At 41.3% G+C, this 19,553-nt stretch carries 13 protein-coding genes; 3 read left to right on the forward strand and 10 right to left on the reverse strand.

The features are described from left to right. The first annotated feature begins 98 nt into the window (after window positions 1-98). Together AAHB15_RS12110 and AAHB15_RS12115 are read left to right on the forward strand one after the other, a co-directional pair. Window positions 99-242, forward strand: coding sequence for a hypothetical protein (locus AAHB15_RS12110; RefSeq protein ID WP_186446503.1), 144 nt, complete (start codon window positions 99-101; stop codon window positions 240-242). A gap of 60 nt (window positions 243-302) precedes the next feature. Beyond that, on the forward strand, window positions 303-2,837 hold the full coding sequence (locus tag AAHB15_RS12115; protein WP_342042450.1) for an EAL domain-containing protein: 2,535 nt from the start codon (window positions 303-305) through the stop codon (window positions 2,835-2,837). A 42-nt stretch (window positions 2,838-2,879) separates the two neighbouring features. On the opposite strand, the gene thrB is transcribed toward AAHB15_RS12115, so the two are convergent. Together thrB and AAHB15_RS12125 are read right to left on the reverse strand one after the other, a co-directional pair. Continuing rightward, window positions 2,880-3,788, reverse strand: a complete 909-nt coding sequence (gene thrB / locus AAHB15_RS12120) for a homoserine kinase (protein ID WP_342042451.1) — start codon at window positions 3,786-3,788, stop codon at window positions 2,880-2,882. A gap of 93 nt (window positions 3,789-3,881) precedes the next feature. Next, the gene (locus AAHB15_RS12125) at window positions 3,882-5,177 is read right to left on the reverse strand and encodes a homoserine dehydrogenase (RefSeq protein ID WP_342042452.1); all 1,296 of its coding nucleotides are present in this window, start codon (window positions 5,175-5,177) and stop codon (window positions 3,882-3,884) included. Between the two features lie 398 nt (window positions 5,178-5,575). On the opposite strand from AAHB15_RS12125, the gene serA reads away from it, so the two are divergent. Next, entirely contained in the window at window positions 5,576-7,210 is a 1,635-nt protein-coding gene (gene serA / locus AAHB15_RS12130) for a phosphoglycerate dehydrogenase (RefSeq protein WP_335575391.1), read from the forward strand. Window positions 7,211-7,244: 34 nt separating this feature from the next. Here serA and AAHB15_RS12135 read toward each other — a convergent pair whose 3' ends face one another. From AAHB15_RS12135 to AAHB15_RS12170, 8 genes are all read right to left on the reverse strand, one after another. Then, complete coding sequence (locus tag AAHB15_RS12135) at window positions 7,245-8,369, reverse strand: HAD family hydrolase (protein WP_335575390.1); 1,125 nt, start codon at window positions 8,367-8,369, stop codon at window positions 7,245-7,247. 381 nt (window positions 8,370-8,750) lie between these two features. After that, on the reverse strand, window positions 8,751-9,959 hold the full coding sequence (locus AAHB15_RS12140; RefSeq protein WP_335575389.1) for an acyl-CoA dehydrogenase family protein: 1,209 nt from the start codon (window positions 9,957-9,959) through the stop codon (window positions 8,751-8,753). A 12-nt stretch (window positions 9,960-9,971) separates the two neighbouring features. Further along, window positions 9,972-11,156 (reverse strand): CaiB/BaiF CoA transferase family protein, encoded by a 1,185-nt coding sequence (locus AAHB15_RS12145; RefSeq protein ID WP_342042453.1) that lies wholly within the window; start codon window positions 11,154-11,156, stop codon window positions 9,972-9,974. 120 nt (window positions 11,157-11,276) lie between these two features. Next, window positions 11,277-12,698, reverse strand: coding sequence for an NAD-dependent succinate-semialdehyde dehydrogenase (locus AAHB15_RS12150; RefSeq protein ID WP_335575398.1), 1,422 nt, complete (start codon window positions 12,696-12,698; stop codon window positions 11,277-11,279). A 37-nt stretch (window positions 12,699-12,735) separates the two neighbouring features. After that, a complete protein-coding gene (gabT, locus tag AAHB15_RS12155) occupies window positions 12,736-14,106 on the reverse strand; it encodes a 4-aminobutyrate--2-oxoglutarate transaminase (protein ID WP_342042454.1) in 1,371 nt (456 codons plus the stop codon). A 77-nt stretch (window positions 14,107-14,183) separates the two neighbouring features. Next, window positions 14,184-15,557: a putrescine aminotransferase gene (locus AAHB15_RS12160; RefSeq protein ID WP_335575386.1), complete on the reverse strand. Its 1,374-nt coding sequence runs from the start codon at window positions 15,555-15,557 to the stop codon at window positions 14,184-14,186. Window positions 15,558-15,611: 54 nt separating this feature from the next. Then, window positions 15,612-17,084, reverse strand: coding sequence for an aldehyde dehydrogenase family protein (locus AAHB15_RS12165; protein WP_335575397.1), 1,473 nt, complete (start codon window positions 17,082-17,084; stop codon window positions 15,612-15,614). A 202-nt stretch (window positions 17,085-17,286) separates the two neighbouring features. After that, the gene (locus AAHB15_RS12170; RefSeq protein WP_342042455.1) at window positions 17,287-19,410 is read right to left on the reverse strand and encodes a sigma 54-interacting transcriptional regulator; all 2,124 of its coding nucleotides are present in this window, start codon (window positions 19,408-19,410) and stop codon (window positions 17,287-17,289) included. Between the last annotated feature and the right edge of the window lie 143 nt (window positions 19,411-19,553).

Raw genomic sequence — 19,553 nt, forward strand, 5'->3', positions numbered from 1 at the left:
CAAAGTTTTCGGATTAAATGGATGGTTTTTCCAAGTAATAAAACCTCCAAACCGGAAAAAACTACAAAAAAAAGGAATGATGAGAAAGGAGACTAATTATGGCAGAAAAATGTTTTTATTGTACAGAGGATATTGAGGAAAGACAATTGCATTATGTCCCATTTGTTTCCATGAATCAGGAAAGAGATGAAGCGCTATGTGATGAATGCTACAAGGAATGGCTGCATGGGATAAAAGGGTAATTATCTAATCTCAAGGTAGTTACAATCACCTCTAAAGTCAGCTACTGGAGTGTGGCATCATTGTCGATCAAGAAAAAAATACCCTTGATATTTTTTCTGCTCGTTTTGTTTATTTTATTAGCGAATAATACCTTTCATTATTTTTGGTCGAAAAGCCAGCTGCTAGAATATAACGAACGAGAAATCTCCGTCATTACAAATGAAGTCTCGTTCCAAGTGGAAAAAACAAGAGAAGGTTCATTATATGTAGAGAATATTCTGGGGAGAGACTTGAGAATTGCATCCCTTGCAATCAAACAATCTCTTCCTCCAAACTATCAGGAAATTACCAACGATCAATTAAAAAAACTAGCTGGTGAGGTCCGGGTATCTCACATTACCTTATTAGCCAAAACACCGGGCGATATTATTGGTGTCCGTTCATCTGACCCTGAAGAAATTAACATGTCAACAAAAGGCTGGGGTTATTGGTATGACGCCTACCAACAATTGTTGTCCCTAAAACCTGTCAATGTAGGAAAAGGGTTAACATTACCACACTATTGGTCTGGCCCAATTGAAATTGCTTCATCCGATCCTGACCATATTGATAAATGGGGCTATTATTATGATGGGACAACAAACTATATCATCAATCCCTATTTTCGGGATAATGAAGTTTTGGAGTTTGAGCAACGATTTGGCCCAGGGAAAATCATCGAAGGTTACACAAAGGAACGAGGCATTTTAGAAATATCCGTCTTTAATCCCAAAAACTTTGGGAAAAAGAGTGAAGTGGTTCACCTAAACGGAAATAGTTATATTCGCATCTCAGCTAGACCGATTTGGTATGGTACTTATAAATACCGCAATATCGAGACTGATGCTGCCTATATTAAGAAGGCAGTCAATACAAAGAAAGTGCAATCATACAATGATACCCTTAACAAGAAAAGTGTTTTAAAAACGTTTGTTCCTGTCTTCCCGAAATCGGGTCAGCCCTTCGTTATTGGCCTTGCCTATAATTATGGCCTTATTCAAGATGAGCTTAGACATGAACTATTTATGCATATTCTCCTTTCGCTCGCCATCATGCTGATCGTTTTAATAGTCAGTTTTATTTTTTCCCGTTCGATTACTGAGCCAATTGGTTATATTGTTGAACAAGTTAATGAGATTGCTCAAGGAAACTTCGGCAAGCACTTAGACTTAAACCGAAAAGATGAATTAGGCCTTCTTACCGAAAATGTAAATGCGATGTCGACCGATTTACATCGTTATGTCGAGGACTTACAGCAAAGTAAAGCACTGATAGAATATCAGGCAAACCATGATCCATTAACCGGGTTATTAAATAGACGGTTTTTACAAGAAAAATTGAGCAGAATTATGATTCAGGCAGATGAAAATAAGGAAACTGTCTCCGTTTTGTTCATTGACATGGATCGTTTTAAACAAGTAAATGACTCTTTTGGACATAACAAGGGGGACGAACTCCTAAACATTATTGCCGCAAGGGTAAAGAATTGTCTTGATTCGGAAAAAAGTATCATAATTAGGCAAGGTGGAGATGAATTTATTATCCTTCTCCTCTCCCATGATAAAGAGGAAACAAAAGCGGCAGCAGAAAGGTTAATTGAAACCCTGAAAAAACCTTACATGATAGACGGGAATGAATTTTACCTTGGCGCCAGCATAGGAATTAGCCTCTATCCGGAGCATACAAACAACATGGACACACTGATTAGCTATGCAGATATGGCTATGTACAATGCCAAGGAGAACGGCGGAAATAAAGCCATCTTCTATTCGGAAAAATCGATGCATTCAGATATTGATAGACCTCGGCTTGAAGCCCATCTAAGAAGGGCGATTGAGAATAAAAAAATTGATGTGTTTTATCAGCCTAAGATTAAAGTGGATACTGGGGTTGTTTTTGGGGCAGAAGCTTTGGTGAGATGGACAGACGAGGAATTCGGAAATGTCTCACCGGTCATTTTTATCCCAATAGCTGAGGAAACAGGATTTATCCAGCCGCTTTGGGAACTTGTCATGGAAAAGGCCTGTGAACAAGTGAGTAAATGGAATCAAACTCGTTCGTACCCTTTATCGGTCTCGGTCAACTTTTCAGCCCGGCAATTTCAGGAACCAGACCTAATGCTGGAGACGGTTAAGAAAATTCTTGCCGAGAAAAATCTCCCACCGCACCATTTTGAGATAGAAATAACGGAGAGTATCCTGTTAAATAATTCAGCTGAAATTGTCCAATCACTTCAAACACTGCAAAATCAAGGCATTTCCATCTCTATTGATGATTTTGGGACAGGCTATTCATCGTTAAGTTATTTAAAGGACCTTCCGATTAACACATTAAAAATTGATCAATCCTTTATCCAAAACATTAATGAGGGCTTAGAAAATACAGAAATACCTGAGGCGATTATTAATCTGGCCCGCGGCCTCCATTTAGATGTAATTGCAGAAGGTGTGGAAAAAGAACATCAAAAAGAATTTTTGCTTACAAAAAATTGCGTCCTTATGCAAGGGTATTTGTTTAGCAAGCCTTTAAGCAGTGTTGCTTTTGAGAAGTTTCTTTTCGATTTTGAAAACAGTTAATCAGCCCAAATGAAAAGGGCAGCCCATAAGCTGCCCTTACACTTATTTTACTAATTCGATCACACTGCTGCCAATATAATCGATTAATAGCTTTTTGGCAGTCATAGCAGGAAATCCCGTTTCAAAGGCCTTCACAAGGCCATCCGCTCTGCCTTTTTCGGTAAAACAAATCATAGTGGGTCCAGCTCCGCTTAATGCGGTCCCGAATGCCCCGTTGGCTTTAGCCATTTGTTCAATTTCATCATAGCCTTGAATAAGCGATTTACGATATGGCTGATGGAAACGATCACTCTCCATCATTTTTCCGGCAAGCTCCCAATTCTGCGTTAATAGGGCGCCTACTAATAGGTTGGCTGTCGAAGAGGCCTCAATAGCCTCCTGACGAGTATAAGATTCCGGCAACACATCTCGAGATGCCTTTGTTAGCAGGATTTCCTGCGGAATAAGGACCACCACTTCGATCGGTAGGTTTATAAATGATAGCATATCTACTTCATTTTGCTTATAACAGCCAATAACAAGCCCGCCATAAATCGATGCCCCGACATTATCCGGATGTCCTTCCCATTCTGTCGCGTGAAGGAGCTTTTGTTGTTTCGTTAAGTGTAAGCCGCCCACTGCATCCGCCAGCTCAATCCCTGCTACAATGGCCGATGCACTAGAACCAAGCCCTCTCGCTAACGGGATATCACTCTCAACCTTGATTTTACAAGGAGACAGCTCCACACCATAGTGAGATGCTGTTTGAAGGGCAACCTTTACGATATAGTTGTCTTCACCCGTAGGGAAGTCTTTTAACTCTTCACAAAAAGAATAGCAATGCCATTCTTTACTTTTTTCTATTTCTAAGGTCAAATACAAATCAAGCGCAAGACCCATTGAATCAAAACCTGGGCCAAGATTCGCTGTACTTGCCGGGACCTTAATCATCATACGGTCACGAAGTGCCATGCGTGTACAACTCCTTGAAAATGTTCTGTAACTGCCCTTTTAAGTGTTAGGGAGTTGGATAGAGTTACTATGCATCAAGTAACCCTTGCCCTATCATAGTGATTTTCTCACCACTCTATAGGCACTTTTGATTTCTTTAACTGCATGTAAATCATTTAACTCTAGTAGAATTTTATCATAATTTGTTAACGAAGCCTTGTGTGTCACTAGCACAATTTCAGATGTTTCATGTTTCTTAATCGGAAGCTGGAGAATTTTCTCAAAGCTTACACCGTATTTGGCAAAAATAGAGGTAATATCTGCGAATACTCCTACCTCATCCTGCACATGAATCCGTAAAAAGTATTTCGAAAACTTCTCTTCGTTTTCCTTTAGCATTTTTGGATATTGCGGTGTTACAGCACTCCTGCCATTTACACCAAGCCTTAAATTCTTAATGACACCAACTAAATCTGAAACAATGGAAGTTGCTGTCGGCAGGCTTCCTGCCCCAGGCCCATAAAACATCGTTTCACCTACTGCTTCCCCGTACACATAAACAGCATTGTATTCATTTTGTACAGAAGCAAGCGGGTGATTATTCGATAAAAAGGTAGGGGCGACACTCACTTCTACCTTTTCCCCTTCTCTGTGAGCAAATCCGATTAATTTCATGGTATAGCCTAGTTGTTTCCCGTAACTTAAGTCTTCTTCTGTCACGCTAGAAATACCACTGACCTTAACGTCGTCTAAATCAATATGCATCGAAAAGCCAAGAGTCGCAAGAATCGTCATTTTTCTTGCTGCATCTAATCCTTCCACATCTGAAGTTGGATCTGCTTCGGCAAAGCCAAGTTCTTGTGCCTCTTTTAAAACTTCTTCATAGGAGCGGCCTTCATCACTCATTTTGGTTAAAATATAATTGGTTGTACCATTAACGATCCCCATCATTTGCGTAATCCGATCAGAAGCAAGACCATCGACCAGCCCACGTAAAATAGGAATACCTCCAGCAACACTTGCTTCGTAATACAAATCGCAGCCATATTCTGAGGCAACGGTTAGTAATTCTGACCCGTGTAAAGCCATTAAATCTTTATTCGCCGTGACGACATGCTTACCTTGTCTGAGGGCTGTTATTAAATAATCTTTTGTTTCATGGACCCCACCCATTACCTCTATTACTACATCAATATCTTGATCCAAAATGATTTCTTCCGGATTGGATGTTAAAATAGTAGGATCAACATAAACCGGTCTGCTTTTATGTACATCTTGTACAAGAATTTTTTTTATGACAACCGGACACCCCACTTGGTGGATTAATTTATCTTGGTGATTTTTAATAATTTGTACTACGCCTGAACCGACGGTACCTAATCCTAAAAGACCAATCGAGATTGCTTCCATGTTTTCTCCTCCTACACTGTCTACCTGTAACGTACAATTGTTTTTATATAGTAGACATTATATGATGCTCTTTACTTTTTTACAATAGATTTATTTTCTATACATTTTACTCTAACCGCTTAAAGCCTTGCTGTAAATGGGTTACTCCTAACTTGTAAAATTTTTCTGAATTAAATAAGTATTTTTTAAAATTAGCCTTTACAAGAATGAAAGAGTGGCTGTAGAATAAACCCTATATTCGACTGATTTTTGAAATTTCAATCTATTTATGTTATCTTATAAATGAAAAGTAATGATAAAGACGGCCCACGTTCATTCACGTCCCTCATAATAAGGCAGCTTTGTCTATTATGAGGGGCGTTTTTATTTACTAAAACAAAACATTGGAGGAATCGATCATGTATAAAGTATTGGTAACAGATGGGATTAGCAATACAGGTTTAAAAAGCTTACTTGATCATCCAAATTTTGTAGTAGAAAGACAGCCAACTTTGCCAACAGAGGAATTGAAAAAAATTATTGGTGATTACGATGCATTGATTGTGAGAAGCCAAACAAAGGTTACAGAAGACTTGCTTTCATCCGCTGATAAACTCCAAGTAATTGCCAGAGCAGGTGTTGGAGTGGACAACATTGATGTAAATGCAGCTACACGCAAAGGGATTATTGTGATTAATGCTCCTGGTGCGAACACGATGGCTGCAACAGAGCATACATTAGCGATGATGTTAGCATTAGCAAGAAAGATTCCTCAAGCCCATCAAAAAACAGCTGCCGGCGAATGGGACCGCAACTCCTTTAAAGGGGTAGAATTGTATAAAAAGACCCTTGGTGTCATCGGAATGGGGAAAATTGGTACTGAAGTAGCCAAACGAGCTAAAAGCTTTGGTATGAATATTTTAGCGTTTGACCCTTACCTAACTGAGGATCGCGCTAAGAAACTAGGCATGACAAAGGCAAGCTTGGATGTAATTGCCGAGGAGTCGGATTTTATTACAGTTCACACCCCACTAACAAATGATACAAGAGGTCTTATCAACGCGGATTACTTAAGCAAAACGAAAAAAGGTGTCCGATTTGTCAACTGCGCCCGCGGCGGAATCATTGATGAGAAGGCACTAGTGAAAGCAATTCAATCAGGACATGTAGCAGGCGCTGCGCTTGATGTATTTGAAAAAGAACCGGTTGCCAATGAGGAATTGATGCAAAATCCAAATATTATTGTCACACCGCATCTTGGAGCATCTACGGTGGAAGCGCAGGAAAAGGTTGCCCAAGAAGTGAGTGCAGAAATTATTGAGATTTTTGAAAAGCAATCGATTCAGAATGCCGTTAATATGCCGCAAATGTCAGGGGAAACACAAGCAAAGCTTCAGCCTTACCTATTGTTAGGTGATCAAATGGGGCAGCTAGTGATTCAATTATTAAATAAGCAGGCACCTTCCAAGATTGAAATCAATTATTATGGGAATCTGATTGATGAAGATACAGAGTTGCTAACGCGTACTCTATTAAAAGGAATTTTATCCTATCATTTAAGTGATTCTGTCAATCTAATTAACGCCCTCCATTTGCTAAAAGAACAAGGGGTTTCCTATAATGTTGTCAAGAATGCAACGAATAAAGGCTTTGCCAATTATATGGAATTAAGTGTGTCTAATGGCCAAGAAACAGCCAAAATCGGCGCTACGGTTCTAAATGGTTACGGAGCTAGAATTTTAAAAATTAATCAATACCGGATTGATGTGAAGCCGGAAAAATATCTCTTGTACATTAAACACCGCGACGTACCAGGCATGATTGGTAAGGTCGGATCTTTACTGGGTGAACATGATATCAATATTGGTACAATGCAGGTTGGCCGTACAGAGGTTGGCGGGGAAGCGATCATGGTATTAACCTTAGATAGAACGTTAAGTGCAAATGTTATCAAAGTCTTAAAATTAATTGATGGCTTACAGGAAGCACAGGTCCTTGAGTTAACCACCGTTGGTTCTTATGAGTCGGAACGCGAAAAGGTAGAAAGTATTTAAAAGAGGGAATGGCGCCGCCATTCCCTTTCTCTATTTATAAAATGGTTTTAACATCGAGGACGGAATCTAGAATATAATCTGCCTCATGTTTTTCAAAATCTTGTCGAGCATCTTTCCCAGAAAGACCAGTTAAAACAGCTGCAAATTGACAACCCAGCTTTCTTGCGGCAAGAAGGTCCGCCAATGAATCACCTACAACTAATACTTCTTCCCCCTTTTGAATGGGCAGGGGGGTGTTTAAGCAGTCTATTGATGATGTCTCTTTTCCTTTAAGCCCCATGATATAAGTAAATGGATGCGGCTTTGATAAGGATTTAGGCTCGGTTATCTCTTGTTCTGCTTTTGATACTTCATCAGCCGTAATGATTCGGTTTTCATCGAAGTATTTCAGCCAATTTAAATGTTTAAAAGGCTGGATCGTTTCTAGGTCTGGCCTTCCTGTACCAATTCCAATTGTAATTCCAGATGAGGAAAGGTGCTGAAATAAAGCCGCAATATCCTGCGCTGGAGCGAGGGTTGTTTCATTGGCAAGGAATCCCTTTTTCCCAGTCTGGACTGATGGTCTGCCAGTTGAAGCGAGAACATTTTCATCGCCCACATACCATTCCTGTGAAACATGTTCACAAATAGACCAGAGCTCGCCTTTTTGGAAAATCGATGTTTCTACGCCAAGCTTCTCCTTGGACAGTACATTCAAGTATTCAAACAATTCCTGCTTTGTCGCATCTGATTGAGAGAATTCGTCTACGAACAAGTCAAAATTCAATTCTACCTGATACTGACTTAATACTGTGCCAATATCCCGTAAGGTTTCATAGTTGATTGGCTCCGTTAGCCATTGAGTTATTTTCGCAGCTTCATCCTCTTTAATTTGCGACAGAAGATGTATGAGCTGATGGCCGAAGGATAGGTAAATCATATCCCAGTTTGCGTTTAGGCCGCGGGATTTCATAAATTTAAGGACCTGGTCGTTTTGGAAGACATTTTCCCTGATGTGGTTGATTTCTGCTTCAGTATATTCGGTTTTAAATTGTTCCGGTGCGAGTGCTAGATAATTGCTGCTAATCAGCATCTCCCAAACAGTCAGTGCAGATGCATCAAAATAGTGCTCTTCGCTCAAAAGCACTCCATCAACATCAAATAAAACGGTGTTAATCAATTTCCCTGCCCCCTCGATTCTTGATTCGCTTTTATACGTTATCGTAACACAGCAGGCGCTGTAATTTGAAGTATTTGACTACTTTTATTAAAAAAACAAGGGGCATCTTCGGTGGATTTGTTAATTAGTTTAAGGATTTTGTTAATAAACAGCTAATTCTTGATAATAAATTTAGACTAGACGGGATTGGGGTTCAGAATTCTACGTAAATCCGTTTCTTTTCTACAAAGTTGAAGGCGAATTCTACGAAACTAACACACAATTCTACGAAATCCCAAACTTATTCTACAAAAATTGGTAAATCACTACCAAATCCCCTTTTAAAGAAGAAAATGCCGTGCGCTCATCTCTCTCGGCGCACGGCTTAACCAAAAAACACTCTTATCCTTTAATCAGACTCTCTTCAAAAGGCCACGATGGGAGCATTTTTCGCAATGGCTTATCCTCCCGGTATCCGAGAGCATATTCCCCTTGCATAATCGTATGAATTTCCCTTGTCCCCTCGTAAATCACCGGGGCCTTGGCATTACGCAAATAGCGTTCGACCGGAAACTCATTTGAGAAACCGTACGCACCATGTATTTGCACAGCATCATTGGCTGCTTCGAAAGCAGCGTCACAAGCAATCCACTTCGCTAGAGAAGTTTCTTGTGTATTCCGTTTGCCATTATTCTTTAACCAGCCTGCTTTAAAAACTAACAATCTTGATATCTCCAAACTCGCTGACATCTTAGCAATCATCTGCTGGACGAGCTGATGTCGGCCAATCTCCTTGCCGAAGGTTTTCCGCTCCTCACAATATTTCACGCTTGCCTCGAGCGAAGCCATAATGGTGCCGCAAGCCCCCGCTGCCACCGTAAAACGTCCATTATCAAGCGCCGACATCGCGATTTTAAAGCCTTCCCCTTCGTAACCAAGCAAATTCTCTGCCGGTACTCTTACTTGATCTAAGAATACTTCACCCGTGTTGCCTGCCCGAATACCAAGTTTTCCTTTTATCGCTTTTGAAGATACTCCAACGAAGGTCCGGTCTACAATAAAACAGGAAATTCCATGATGACCCGCTTTTGGATCGGTCTTGGCAAAAATTAAGAAGTTGTCTGCCACATCACATAGGGAGATCCAAGTCTTTGAGCCATTTAAAATATAAAAGTCGCCGTTCTTTACCGCCGTTGTTTCCATTGCCGCTACATCCGAACCGGCGTTAGGCTCGGTCAGCCCAAAAGCACCGACCCTTTCTCCTCTTGCTTGTGGAACAAGATATTTTTGTTTCTGTTCCTCTGTGCCCCATTGCAACAAGGTCATGCTATTTAACCCTGTATGAACAGATACAGCCGTCCTGAAAGCTGTGTCACCTCGTTCTAACTCTTCACATACAATTGCCAGTGTATTATAATCCATTCCAACCCCGCCATACTCCTCAGGAATACAAACACCCATCAATTCAAGCTTAGCCAAGCGTTTAAGGATTCCGGTTTCAAAATGCCCGTTCTCATCCCACTCTTTAATATAAGGAATAATCTCACGGTCGACGAACGCCCTCACGACTTTCCGTACACTCTTTTGTTCATCGGTTAATGAAAAATTCATGGCTCTTCCTCCCTAAATTATTTTTAGCTGCTTCATTTCGATAATATCCTCGTTTGTGTATCCCAGACGAATTAAAATTTCCTCTGTATGCTCACTATAAAGCGGCGGGGGGCAATCCATTTTTATGGGTGTTTCAGAAAATTTTAATGGCGAGCCTACAAGCTTTAAGTCTTTAATAACCGGGTGGTCTACCTTTACCACCATTTCTCTTACCCGTGCCTGTTCTGATTCCAAAGCTTCTTTCACATTATTGATAGGGCCATTTGGAATTCCCGCTTCATCCAGCAACTGTTTCCACTCTGTTCTTGTTTTCAGTTTTATTTTTGCAGCAATTTTTCTAACCAGCTCGTCCTTATTCACCAGCCTGCCAGAATTTGTTTCAAATTGTTCTTTTAATAGGGTTTCATCTTCAAGCAATTTTGCTAGCTTTCGATATTGGCGGTCGTTCCCGACTGCTAGAACAAAGTCTCCATCTTTTGCAGCAAAAACCTGGTATGGCACAATATTGGGATGGTCATTACCGAGCCGTTCGGGAATATTCCCCGTACACAAATAATTGCTCGCAACGTTCACTAGTGCCGCTAATTGAGAGTCAAATAAAGAGATATCTACCGTCTGACCTTGTCCTGTTCTACTTCGGTGCTGAAGGGCTCCTAAAATACCAATACAAGTAAACAAAGCGGTTAGCACATCAGCAATCGCCACCCCGACCTTCGCAGGCTCTCCGTCTCTATAACCGGTAATACTCATTAACCCTGACATGGCTTGAATAATATAATCATAGCCTGGAAGGTGTGAAAACGGTCCTGTTGTACCGAAGCCGCTGATCGATGCCAAAATAATCCCTGGATTTAATTTTTTTATCTTGTCATATCCAAAACCGAGTCTTTCAAGAGTCCCGGGCTTAAAATTCTGCACCACTACATCTGCATCCGCAATGAGTCTGCGGAGAATATCCTTACCTTGGTCTGTTTTTAAATTTAGGGTAATACCCTGTTTATTTCGGTTGGCACACAGGAAATAGGCGCTTTCTCCTTCTAAAAACGGCGGACCCCAGCCGCGTGTTTCATCGCCGCCGTCAACACTCTCAATCTTGGTCACTTCCGCTCCCATGTCGCCCAGCATCATCGTGCAGTATGGACCCGCTAACACACGGGATAAATCGATTATTTTTAATCCGTAAAGCGGTCCAGACACTATGCTTCCTCCTTTCTAGCAATGTTCATCAAATCTAGCAATTCTATAAGAAAGCCAGTGAAGACAATCAATGCTGCTGCACTGAATGCTCACTGGCTCTTATTTAAAAGCAATTTCTAATTAGATATCCAATCCAATCGAAATATACTTTACTTCTAAAAACTCTTCAATTCCGTAATGCCCGCCTTCGCGTCCAAGGCCGCTTTCCTTATAGCCGCCAAACGGAGCTTGAACCACTGACGGCAGGGCATCATTTAGGCCGATAATTCCATACTCCAGTTGTTCCGTAATCCTAAAGGAGCGGCTTAAATTTTCCGTATAGACATACGCAGCCAATCCGTAGCAGGAATTGTTGGCTCGTTCAATCACTTCCTCTTCCGTTTTGAAGGTCGAAATCGGCGCAAGCGGACCAAAAATTTCATCCCTCATACATTCCATATCATCATGGATATTCGTTAGGATCGTTGGGGCAAAGAAATAACCTTTTTCCTCTGTAGGCTTTAAACCGCTATAAGCTACCTTACCACCTTTTTTAACGGCATCATGAACCAATGATTCTACTTTTTTGTAAGCAGATTTATCAATTAACGGACCGATATCTGTACCTTCTTCAAGTCCATTACCAACTTTAAGTTTTTCTAATTCGGCTTGAAAAAGCTTAATGAATTCTTCCGCCACACTTTCCTGTACATAGACCCGATTGGTACAAATACAGGTTTGACCGGCATTGCGGAATTTTGATAGGACAAGGCCGCTGGCAGCCTTCGCTAAGTTCGCATCATCCATCACGATAAATGGAGCATTTCCGCCAAGCTCTAACGAAACTTTTTTTACATTCTCAGCTGCCCCGCGCATTAACGTCTTTCCTACCTCTGTCGATCCGGTAAAAGTTATTTTCGTTACACGGGAGTCTTTTAACCAAACATCGCCAATTTCCGAAGATCGTCCAGTAATGACGTTAATCACTCCTGCTGGTATTCCGGCTTCATGTGCCAGTTCCGCCATTTTTAACGCCGTAAGTGGTGTTTGGTTGGCCGGCTTCACGACAGCGGTACACCCTGCCGCAAGGGCCGGAGCTACTTTTCTTGTAATCATCGCCGCCGGAAAATTCCACGGGGTAATCGCCGCAATGACGCCAACTGGTTCTTTTCTTACTAGTATTCTTTTATTTGGACTTGATGCAGGGATGGTCTCACCATAGACCCTCTTTGCCTCCTCGGCATACCAAGAGATAAAGCCATTAGCATACGAAACCTCACCTAAGGCTTCCTTTAAGGGCTTCCCTTGCTCGATGGTCATAATTCTAGCAATTTCTTCTTTATTTTTTTCTATTAAATAGAACCATTTCATCAAAAGCTGATAGCGCTCTTCCGCTGTCCGTTTTGACCAATTTTTAAAGGCCTTATGGGCAGCATCAACAGCCTGCTTCGCTTCGTAGGCGCCGCCTGTTGGAACAGCACCAATTACTTCCTTCGTAGCTGGATTTATGATGTCAGTATATACCTCGTAGTCATTGCCCACCCATTCACCATTTAAATACATCGGATAAATTTGATAATTCTGCTTAAGAACATCCATATTATTCCCCTCCAACCGATAAGGCAGGATTATTTTGATATACTGCTTCGATCGCTTCTTCAAGTATTTGTAATCCTTCTTCAAGCTGCTCATCCGTGATGGTTATCGGCATAAGCAGACGAATGACATTGCTGTAGATACCAGCACTTAACAGCATAAGACCTCGTTTAGCTGCCTCTTTGACCATTTTTCCAGCTGCCTCTTTATCAGGTGATTTGGACTTACGATCCTTGACGATTTCCATCGCACACATTGCCCCAAGGCCGCGGACATCGCCAATTCCTTCAAAGCGATCGGCTAGGAGCTGCATTTTTTCAATCACTCGCTCGCCAATTAATCGCGCTCTGTCATTCAATTGCTCATCTTCAATAATATCTAAAACTGTCAGGGCTGCCTGGCATCCAAGCGGGCTACCAGCGTAGGTTCCGCCAATCTCGCCAATCTCAGGGGTATTCATGATTTCCGCCCTGCCGATGACACCCGAGATCGGAACTCCTGCCCCCATTGATTTTGAAATGGTAATTAAGTCAGGAACGACATCAAAATGTTCAATCGCGAAATGTTTTCCGGTCCTTGCAAAACCAGTTTGGATTTCATCAGCAATAAACAAAATTCCATACTGTGAACAGATTTCTCTTACCCGTTTTACAAAGGCCTTGTCAGGCACGATGAAGCCGCCCTCTCCTTGTACGGGCTCCATGACCACGGCTGCAATCGTTTCTGGAGCAGCTTCTGCAACTAAAAATTGTTCAAACTGCTCAATGATCATGCCGCTATATTGCTGTTCAGTCATTCCCTCAGGACGGCGGTACACATATGGATATGGCGCCTTATATACTTCCGGGGCAAATGGACCAAAGCCAAATTTATAAGGCTTGACCTTGCTTGTCATAGTCATTGTCATTAACGTTCTGCCATGGAATCCCCTTGTAAACGAAACAATCCCTTGGCGTTTTGTGTACTTGCGGGCAATTTTAACGGCATTTTCAACGGCTTCCGCACCACTGTTAAAGAAAGCGGCCTGCTTATCAAACTGACCTGGGGCAAGTTCACAAAGCCGCTCTGCCAAATTTATATAAGATTCATACATCATCACATTAAAACCGGTATGGATAAATTGGCTTGCTTGTTCCTGCAAAGCCTTTACCACTCTCGGGTGTGAATGGCCGACATTTAGCGTTCCAATTGCACCGGCAAAATCAATATAATGATTACCATCCACATCCTCGACCAGTGCTCCCTCTGCTTTTTTTACAAAGGATTGGCAGTTGTTACTGATTCCTTTTGGAACAAATTTATTTCTTCGCTCCAAGATTTCTCTCGATTTTGGTCCGGGTATTTCTGTTTGGAGCTTGACAAATTTCCTTTCCAATTCGTACTCCTCCTTTTAAAAAAATAACACCCAGGGAATAAAACCGTCCCTCTTGTTCATTTCTATATAAAAAGCGATTATCCCTTTACATGCTCTAAAACTTCTTTAAAATTTCTGACAACTCGATCAACCTCTTCATAACTGATCGTTAATGCAGGCTCGATTCGAATCGTTTTTGAGTTGATCAAGGTACCGGCCACGAGAATGCCTCTATCAAACATTCCCTTTGATACCTCATAACCGATTTCATCCTGATGGAATTCGATGCCAATCATCAAGCCTTGACCGCGGATCTCCTGAACCCTATCCTCATGTCCTTTGGCGGCTTGTATTAATTCTTTTAAAAAATATTCACCAACTTCGGCAGCCCGTTCAGGAAGTTTTTCTTCAATTAAAACACCAATTGTCGCAATCGCTGCCGCACAGGCTAACGGATTTCCACCGAAGGTAGTCGTGTGCATGAATGGATTTGGGAACCAGCTTTTAAAGACTTCTTCCCTGGCAACGATCGCCCCTGCTGGCATAACGCCTCCGCCAAAGGCTTTAGCAAGACAAATAATATCCGGTACCACCTCATATAATTCAGCGGCAAACATTTTTCCTGTCCGCCCCATTCCTGTCTGAACTTCATCAAATATCAGCAAAGCTCCATATTGGTCACAAAGCTCCCGGACTTGTTTGAGATAATTTTCCGGCGGAAGAATTATTCCCCCTTCACCTTGAATCGGCTCTAAAATGACGGCAGCAACATCTTCCCCGACTGAAGCACAAACTTCAAATGTTTTTCGCATCATGTCGATATCGCCGAATGGTACATGGCGGAAACCTGGGATCAATGGTAAAAACGGTTTACGGAACATGCCCTTCGCTGTCCCGGATAACGATCCTAAGCTTTTTCCATGGAACGCCCGTGTCGTGGAAATGAAGGTAGTCCGTTCACTGTACATTTTGGCAAGCTTTAAGGCTGCCTCCACACTTTCTGTCCCACTGTTGGTAAAGAAAGCATATTTTAAATCGCCCGGTGTGATGTCAGCTAAAATTTTTGCCAGCATGGCACGAAGCGGATCTAACAGATCTTGGCTGTGCAGAGCCTGACGTTTAAGTTGATCGGTTACCGCTTTCAATACTTTAGGGTTGCGATGTCCGACATTGTAGATTCCAAAACCGCCAAGACAATCAATATATTCCTTACCATTGACATCCTTAAAACAGGAACCATTATCAGACCATTCCACTGCGGCAAATTGGCCGTCCTTTGTTACAGTTTTACGGTAGGCAAGGAATCCTGGATTAACATGTTCACGGAATCCATCGACCGTTTCTTTTGTGATCCAAGCTGCTTCTTGTTCATTAATTTCCTCTTTTTCTATTAATTCTAGAACCTTATTAATATATTCAGATACCTGTTCATTTTGCTTACTTTTTAACTCCTGCTTATAATCAATACTCATAAAATACTTCCTCCCTATTTGATGTTTTTGTTCTGGATTATTTTCAAATACAGGTCAGTTTGAAAACCAGCCGACCGGTTCTACCTGCAGATTAATATTAATTTGTTTAATTTCTTGGAATTCCTCAAGTCCAAATGTTCCAAGGCTGCGGCCAATTCCACTTTGCTTATAACCGCCCCAAGGTGCTTCGTTATAAGTAGGATGATAAGAGTTTATCCATGTAATCCCGGCACGGAGCTTTTTAATTACCCTTAATCCCTTCGCACCATCCTTTGTAAATACCCCGCCGGCCAAGCCATAAATAGTGCCATTGGCTAGCTTAATAGCTTCTTCTTCATCCTTAAATTTTTGAATGGCTACTACGGGCCCAAAGATCTCCTCTTGAACAATTCTCATCTCTTGATCGACATTGACAAAAACCGTTGGTTCAACAAAGTAGCCTTTCTCCAAGCCATCAGTAACGATCCTATTTCCACCGCAAGCCACTGTTGCCCCCTCCTGCTTTCCGAGTTCTATATAATAAAGAATTTTCTCAAGGTGTTCTGCACTGACAAGCGGCCCCATTTCTGTGGAAGGGTCATTTCCAGGACCTACTATAATTTTTCGTGCCCTTTCGACGAAGCGGGCTACAAATTGATCATAAATACTTTCTTCAACGAGAATTCTCGAGCCTGCTGAACAAACTTGGCCGGAGCCGGCATATATACCAAATAAGGCATAATCAACAGCCGTTTCAAAATCAGCATCAGCAAAAATAATGTTTGGGGATTTGCCGCCTAACTCCAGTGATACTTTTTTCATGGTGTCAGCTGCTGTCTTCATAATCTGTTTTCCTGTTTTTGTACCGCCTGTAAACGAAATCATATCCACTTCAGGATGTGAAGCAATTTCATTTCCAACCACTGCTCCAGCTCCCATGACCATATTCGCTACCCCTTTGGGCAGACCCACTTCTTCAAAAATCTCAAACAATTTTTTCGGAGTAACCGGAGTGACTTCGGACGGTTTAAAGACAATTGTATTTCCTGCTGCTAAGGCCGGGGCAATTTTCCAAACGCTCATTAACAAAGGATAATTCCACGGGACAATTAAACCGCAAACCCCAACAGGCTCACGCACTACCATCGCCTGCATCGGATCGGCAACATGATAGGTCTGGCCATCTGGCTTGGTAATCAATCCTGCATAATAGCGGAAACAAGCTGCCGCATCGGCCACATCGAAGCCTGCCTCTCTTAATGGTTTACCATTATCCATGGTCTCAAGCTGGGTTAATTCCTCTGCATAGGCATCAATTTTGTTGGCAATTTTTAATAAATATGAAGCTCTTTCCTGAGCCGATATCCCTGACCAAACACCACTTTCAAAAGCTTTCCGTGCGGCTTCAATGGCAGCGCGGGCATCTGTAATTGTCCCTTCAGGGGCATGGGCGATAATTTCTCCATTAGCAGGATTGTAAACTAGTCGTGTTTGTTGATTTTCAGCATCTTTCCACTCACCATCTATAAACATCTTAAGGTTTACCACCCGGTTTTTTACTTCGACCATTTTATTTCCTCCTTTTTTATCCTCACTAATAACTATTGCAAGAAGCGTGCCAACAGTTAAATGCAGCTAATTCTAAACCTTTTTTCAAAAAACCGCTTGATGTTATTCAATCCTGCATAACCCTATTTCCATGTGCATAAAAAAAGCTGACTCAGATTTTGGTCTGAATCAGCTTAAAATTTTATAGAGATGAGTAGTTTTCCAATTTACTATTCTTTTCGGTTACTATTTTTTGATATTTCCGGCTGACCGAAGACTGGCTAATACCAAGGGCTTTGGCCGCCCTCGTGGTTGTCTTGTATTGATTCATAGCCATCACAATCAACTGTTCCTCTACATAATCAATGGCATCTTGTAATGGAATGACTCGGGTAATCACAGGCTTCATTTTTTTATGTTCATATCCAAGTGATAAAAATTGACTGACAAACTCAGCATCAATAGCTGAATGGTCAGCGGTCACTACTAATCTTTCAATAATATTCTGTAGTTCCCTTACATTACCCGGCCATGAATAAAATTCAAGCACATTAATAGCGTCAGGAGTTAAATGATAATTACGTACATATTTTTCATTTAATTGCTGCAGGAAATGGAACGCTAACAGAGAGATATCCTCAGTCCTTTCCCTTAATGGCGGAATATTCAGTGGAATTACATTTAACCGATAATATAAATCTTCACGGAAGGTACCTTCCTCAACCATCTTGGCGAGGTTTTTATTCGTGGCGGCAATGATTTGGACATCGACCTTAATCGGTATGGTACTTCCAATTGGGATCACCTCATGTTCCTGAAGGACCCGTAACAACTTGACTTGAAGGTGGAGCGGCATTTCGCCAATTTCATCAAGGAATAAAATCCCGCCGTCAGCCTGTTTAAAATATCCGTCCTTACCGTTCTTATCGGCTCCCGTAAAAGATCCCTTTGCATAACCAAACAATTCACTCTCAAGCAAATTATCCGGAATCGCACCACAATTTAATTTTAGGAACGATTGATCGGAACGTTTGCCTAATTGATGAATGGCTTGTGCGATAACCTCTTTTCCTACTCCTGATTCCCCGTGGAGAAGAACCGTAGAGGAAAAATCCGCAATTTTTTTAACCTGATGCATAATTTTTTCCATTTTCGGACTGCAATAAATGAGTTTTTTCAAAAAGCGGTCCTTAGTCTTGAAATCATCTAGTTCTTTCTTATACTTTTCCGATATTTTCCGCATCTCCTGCAGTTCACTCTTTAGTCTAGTTGTTTCAGTGATATCCCTTGAGGCCACTATAATCCGATCCAGTTCATTTTGTTCAGTAAAGACCGGATTTCCAACCGCTAAAATTTTCCTCCCGTTAAGTGTTTCTTGTACAACAGAGACCTTTTTCTTCTTTTCAATGACCTGCCTGGTAACCGATGGAGTAAATAGGCCCCGGTCCTCTAGCTCCAGGATGTTTTTACCGATAAGTTCCTTTAAATCTACGTTCCAGAAATCGTGTAAGATATTTTCGCTAAAGCGGATTAGTTCTCCCTTGGCGTTGACAACAAGAATTTCATCGTAAATACTGGAGAGAATGGCATTTAAGTCCTTATTCAAATCCTTTATATGTTCAATTTCCATGGCCATCTCTTCTACCATTGGAAGATCCTGGACCACAATAATGATGCCTTCCACTTCATGGTCATAGTTTAAGATTGGACTATAATCAACAAGGACCCCCATCTCATTCGTTATTTCAAGATGATTTAGCAGCGTCTTTCCGGTTGAAAAGACTTGCTGAATGCGTTCCTTGCTAAAAATATTTTCTGCTGGAAAATTCAACACCCTCTCAGCTGTTGATTTAATCATTTTTAAACCGGCATCATTACAATTAATAATCGTTTTTTCTTTATCTAATACGAAAATCCCCATTGGAATCGAGGTAAGGATAATTTTTAATAAATCAACACTCTTATTTTCCTGTTTAAATAGCTCTGCGAGGACATCTTCTCGCTGTATGTAACCTGCGGATTTTCCATCGGTCCCTCTTATAATGGCAAAGGGCTCACCGATAATTTGAAACAAAACAGGCAGGGAAATTTGTTCACTAAGGCAGCAGATACCATCAATTGGTTTCGCATGTTTTAGTAAGACTTCAACAGATGCCGCTTCTTTTTCTTTGCCGCCAATGTGTACATAAGCAAAAAGTTGATTTTGCTTTTTAAAAAATAAAAAGGGTTCTTTCAGTTTATTTAAAGTTGCACGAAAGACTTCCTCACTTTCATCCACTGAGACTGATACGATTGGTTTGATCTTTTCTTTTGCTACGGAAAACATCACGAAGCCCCCTTATTCACCTTCATACTATCATACTACCACTTTCTTCAGAATTTTTCTTAAAAAAACTTGCTATTGGGGAGTCACATAAGGCGAAGATCAACGCGTGCTGCCCTTATGCCTGAAGCCTTTCGGCTAAAAAG

This window comes from Bacillus sp. OTU2372, from assembly GCF_038440275.1.
GTDB lineage: Bacteria > Bacillota > Bacilli > Bacillales > Cytobacillaceae > Neobacillus > Neobacillus bataviensis_B.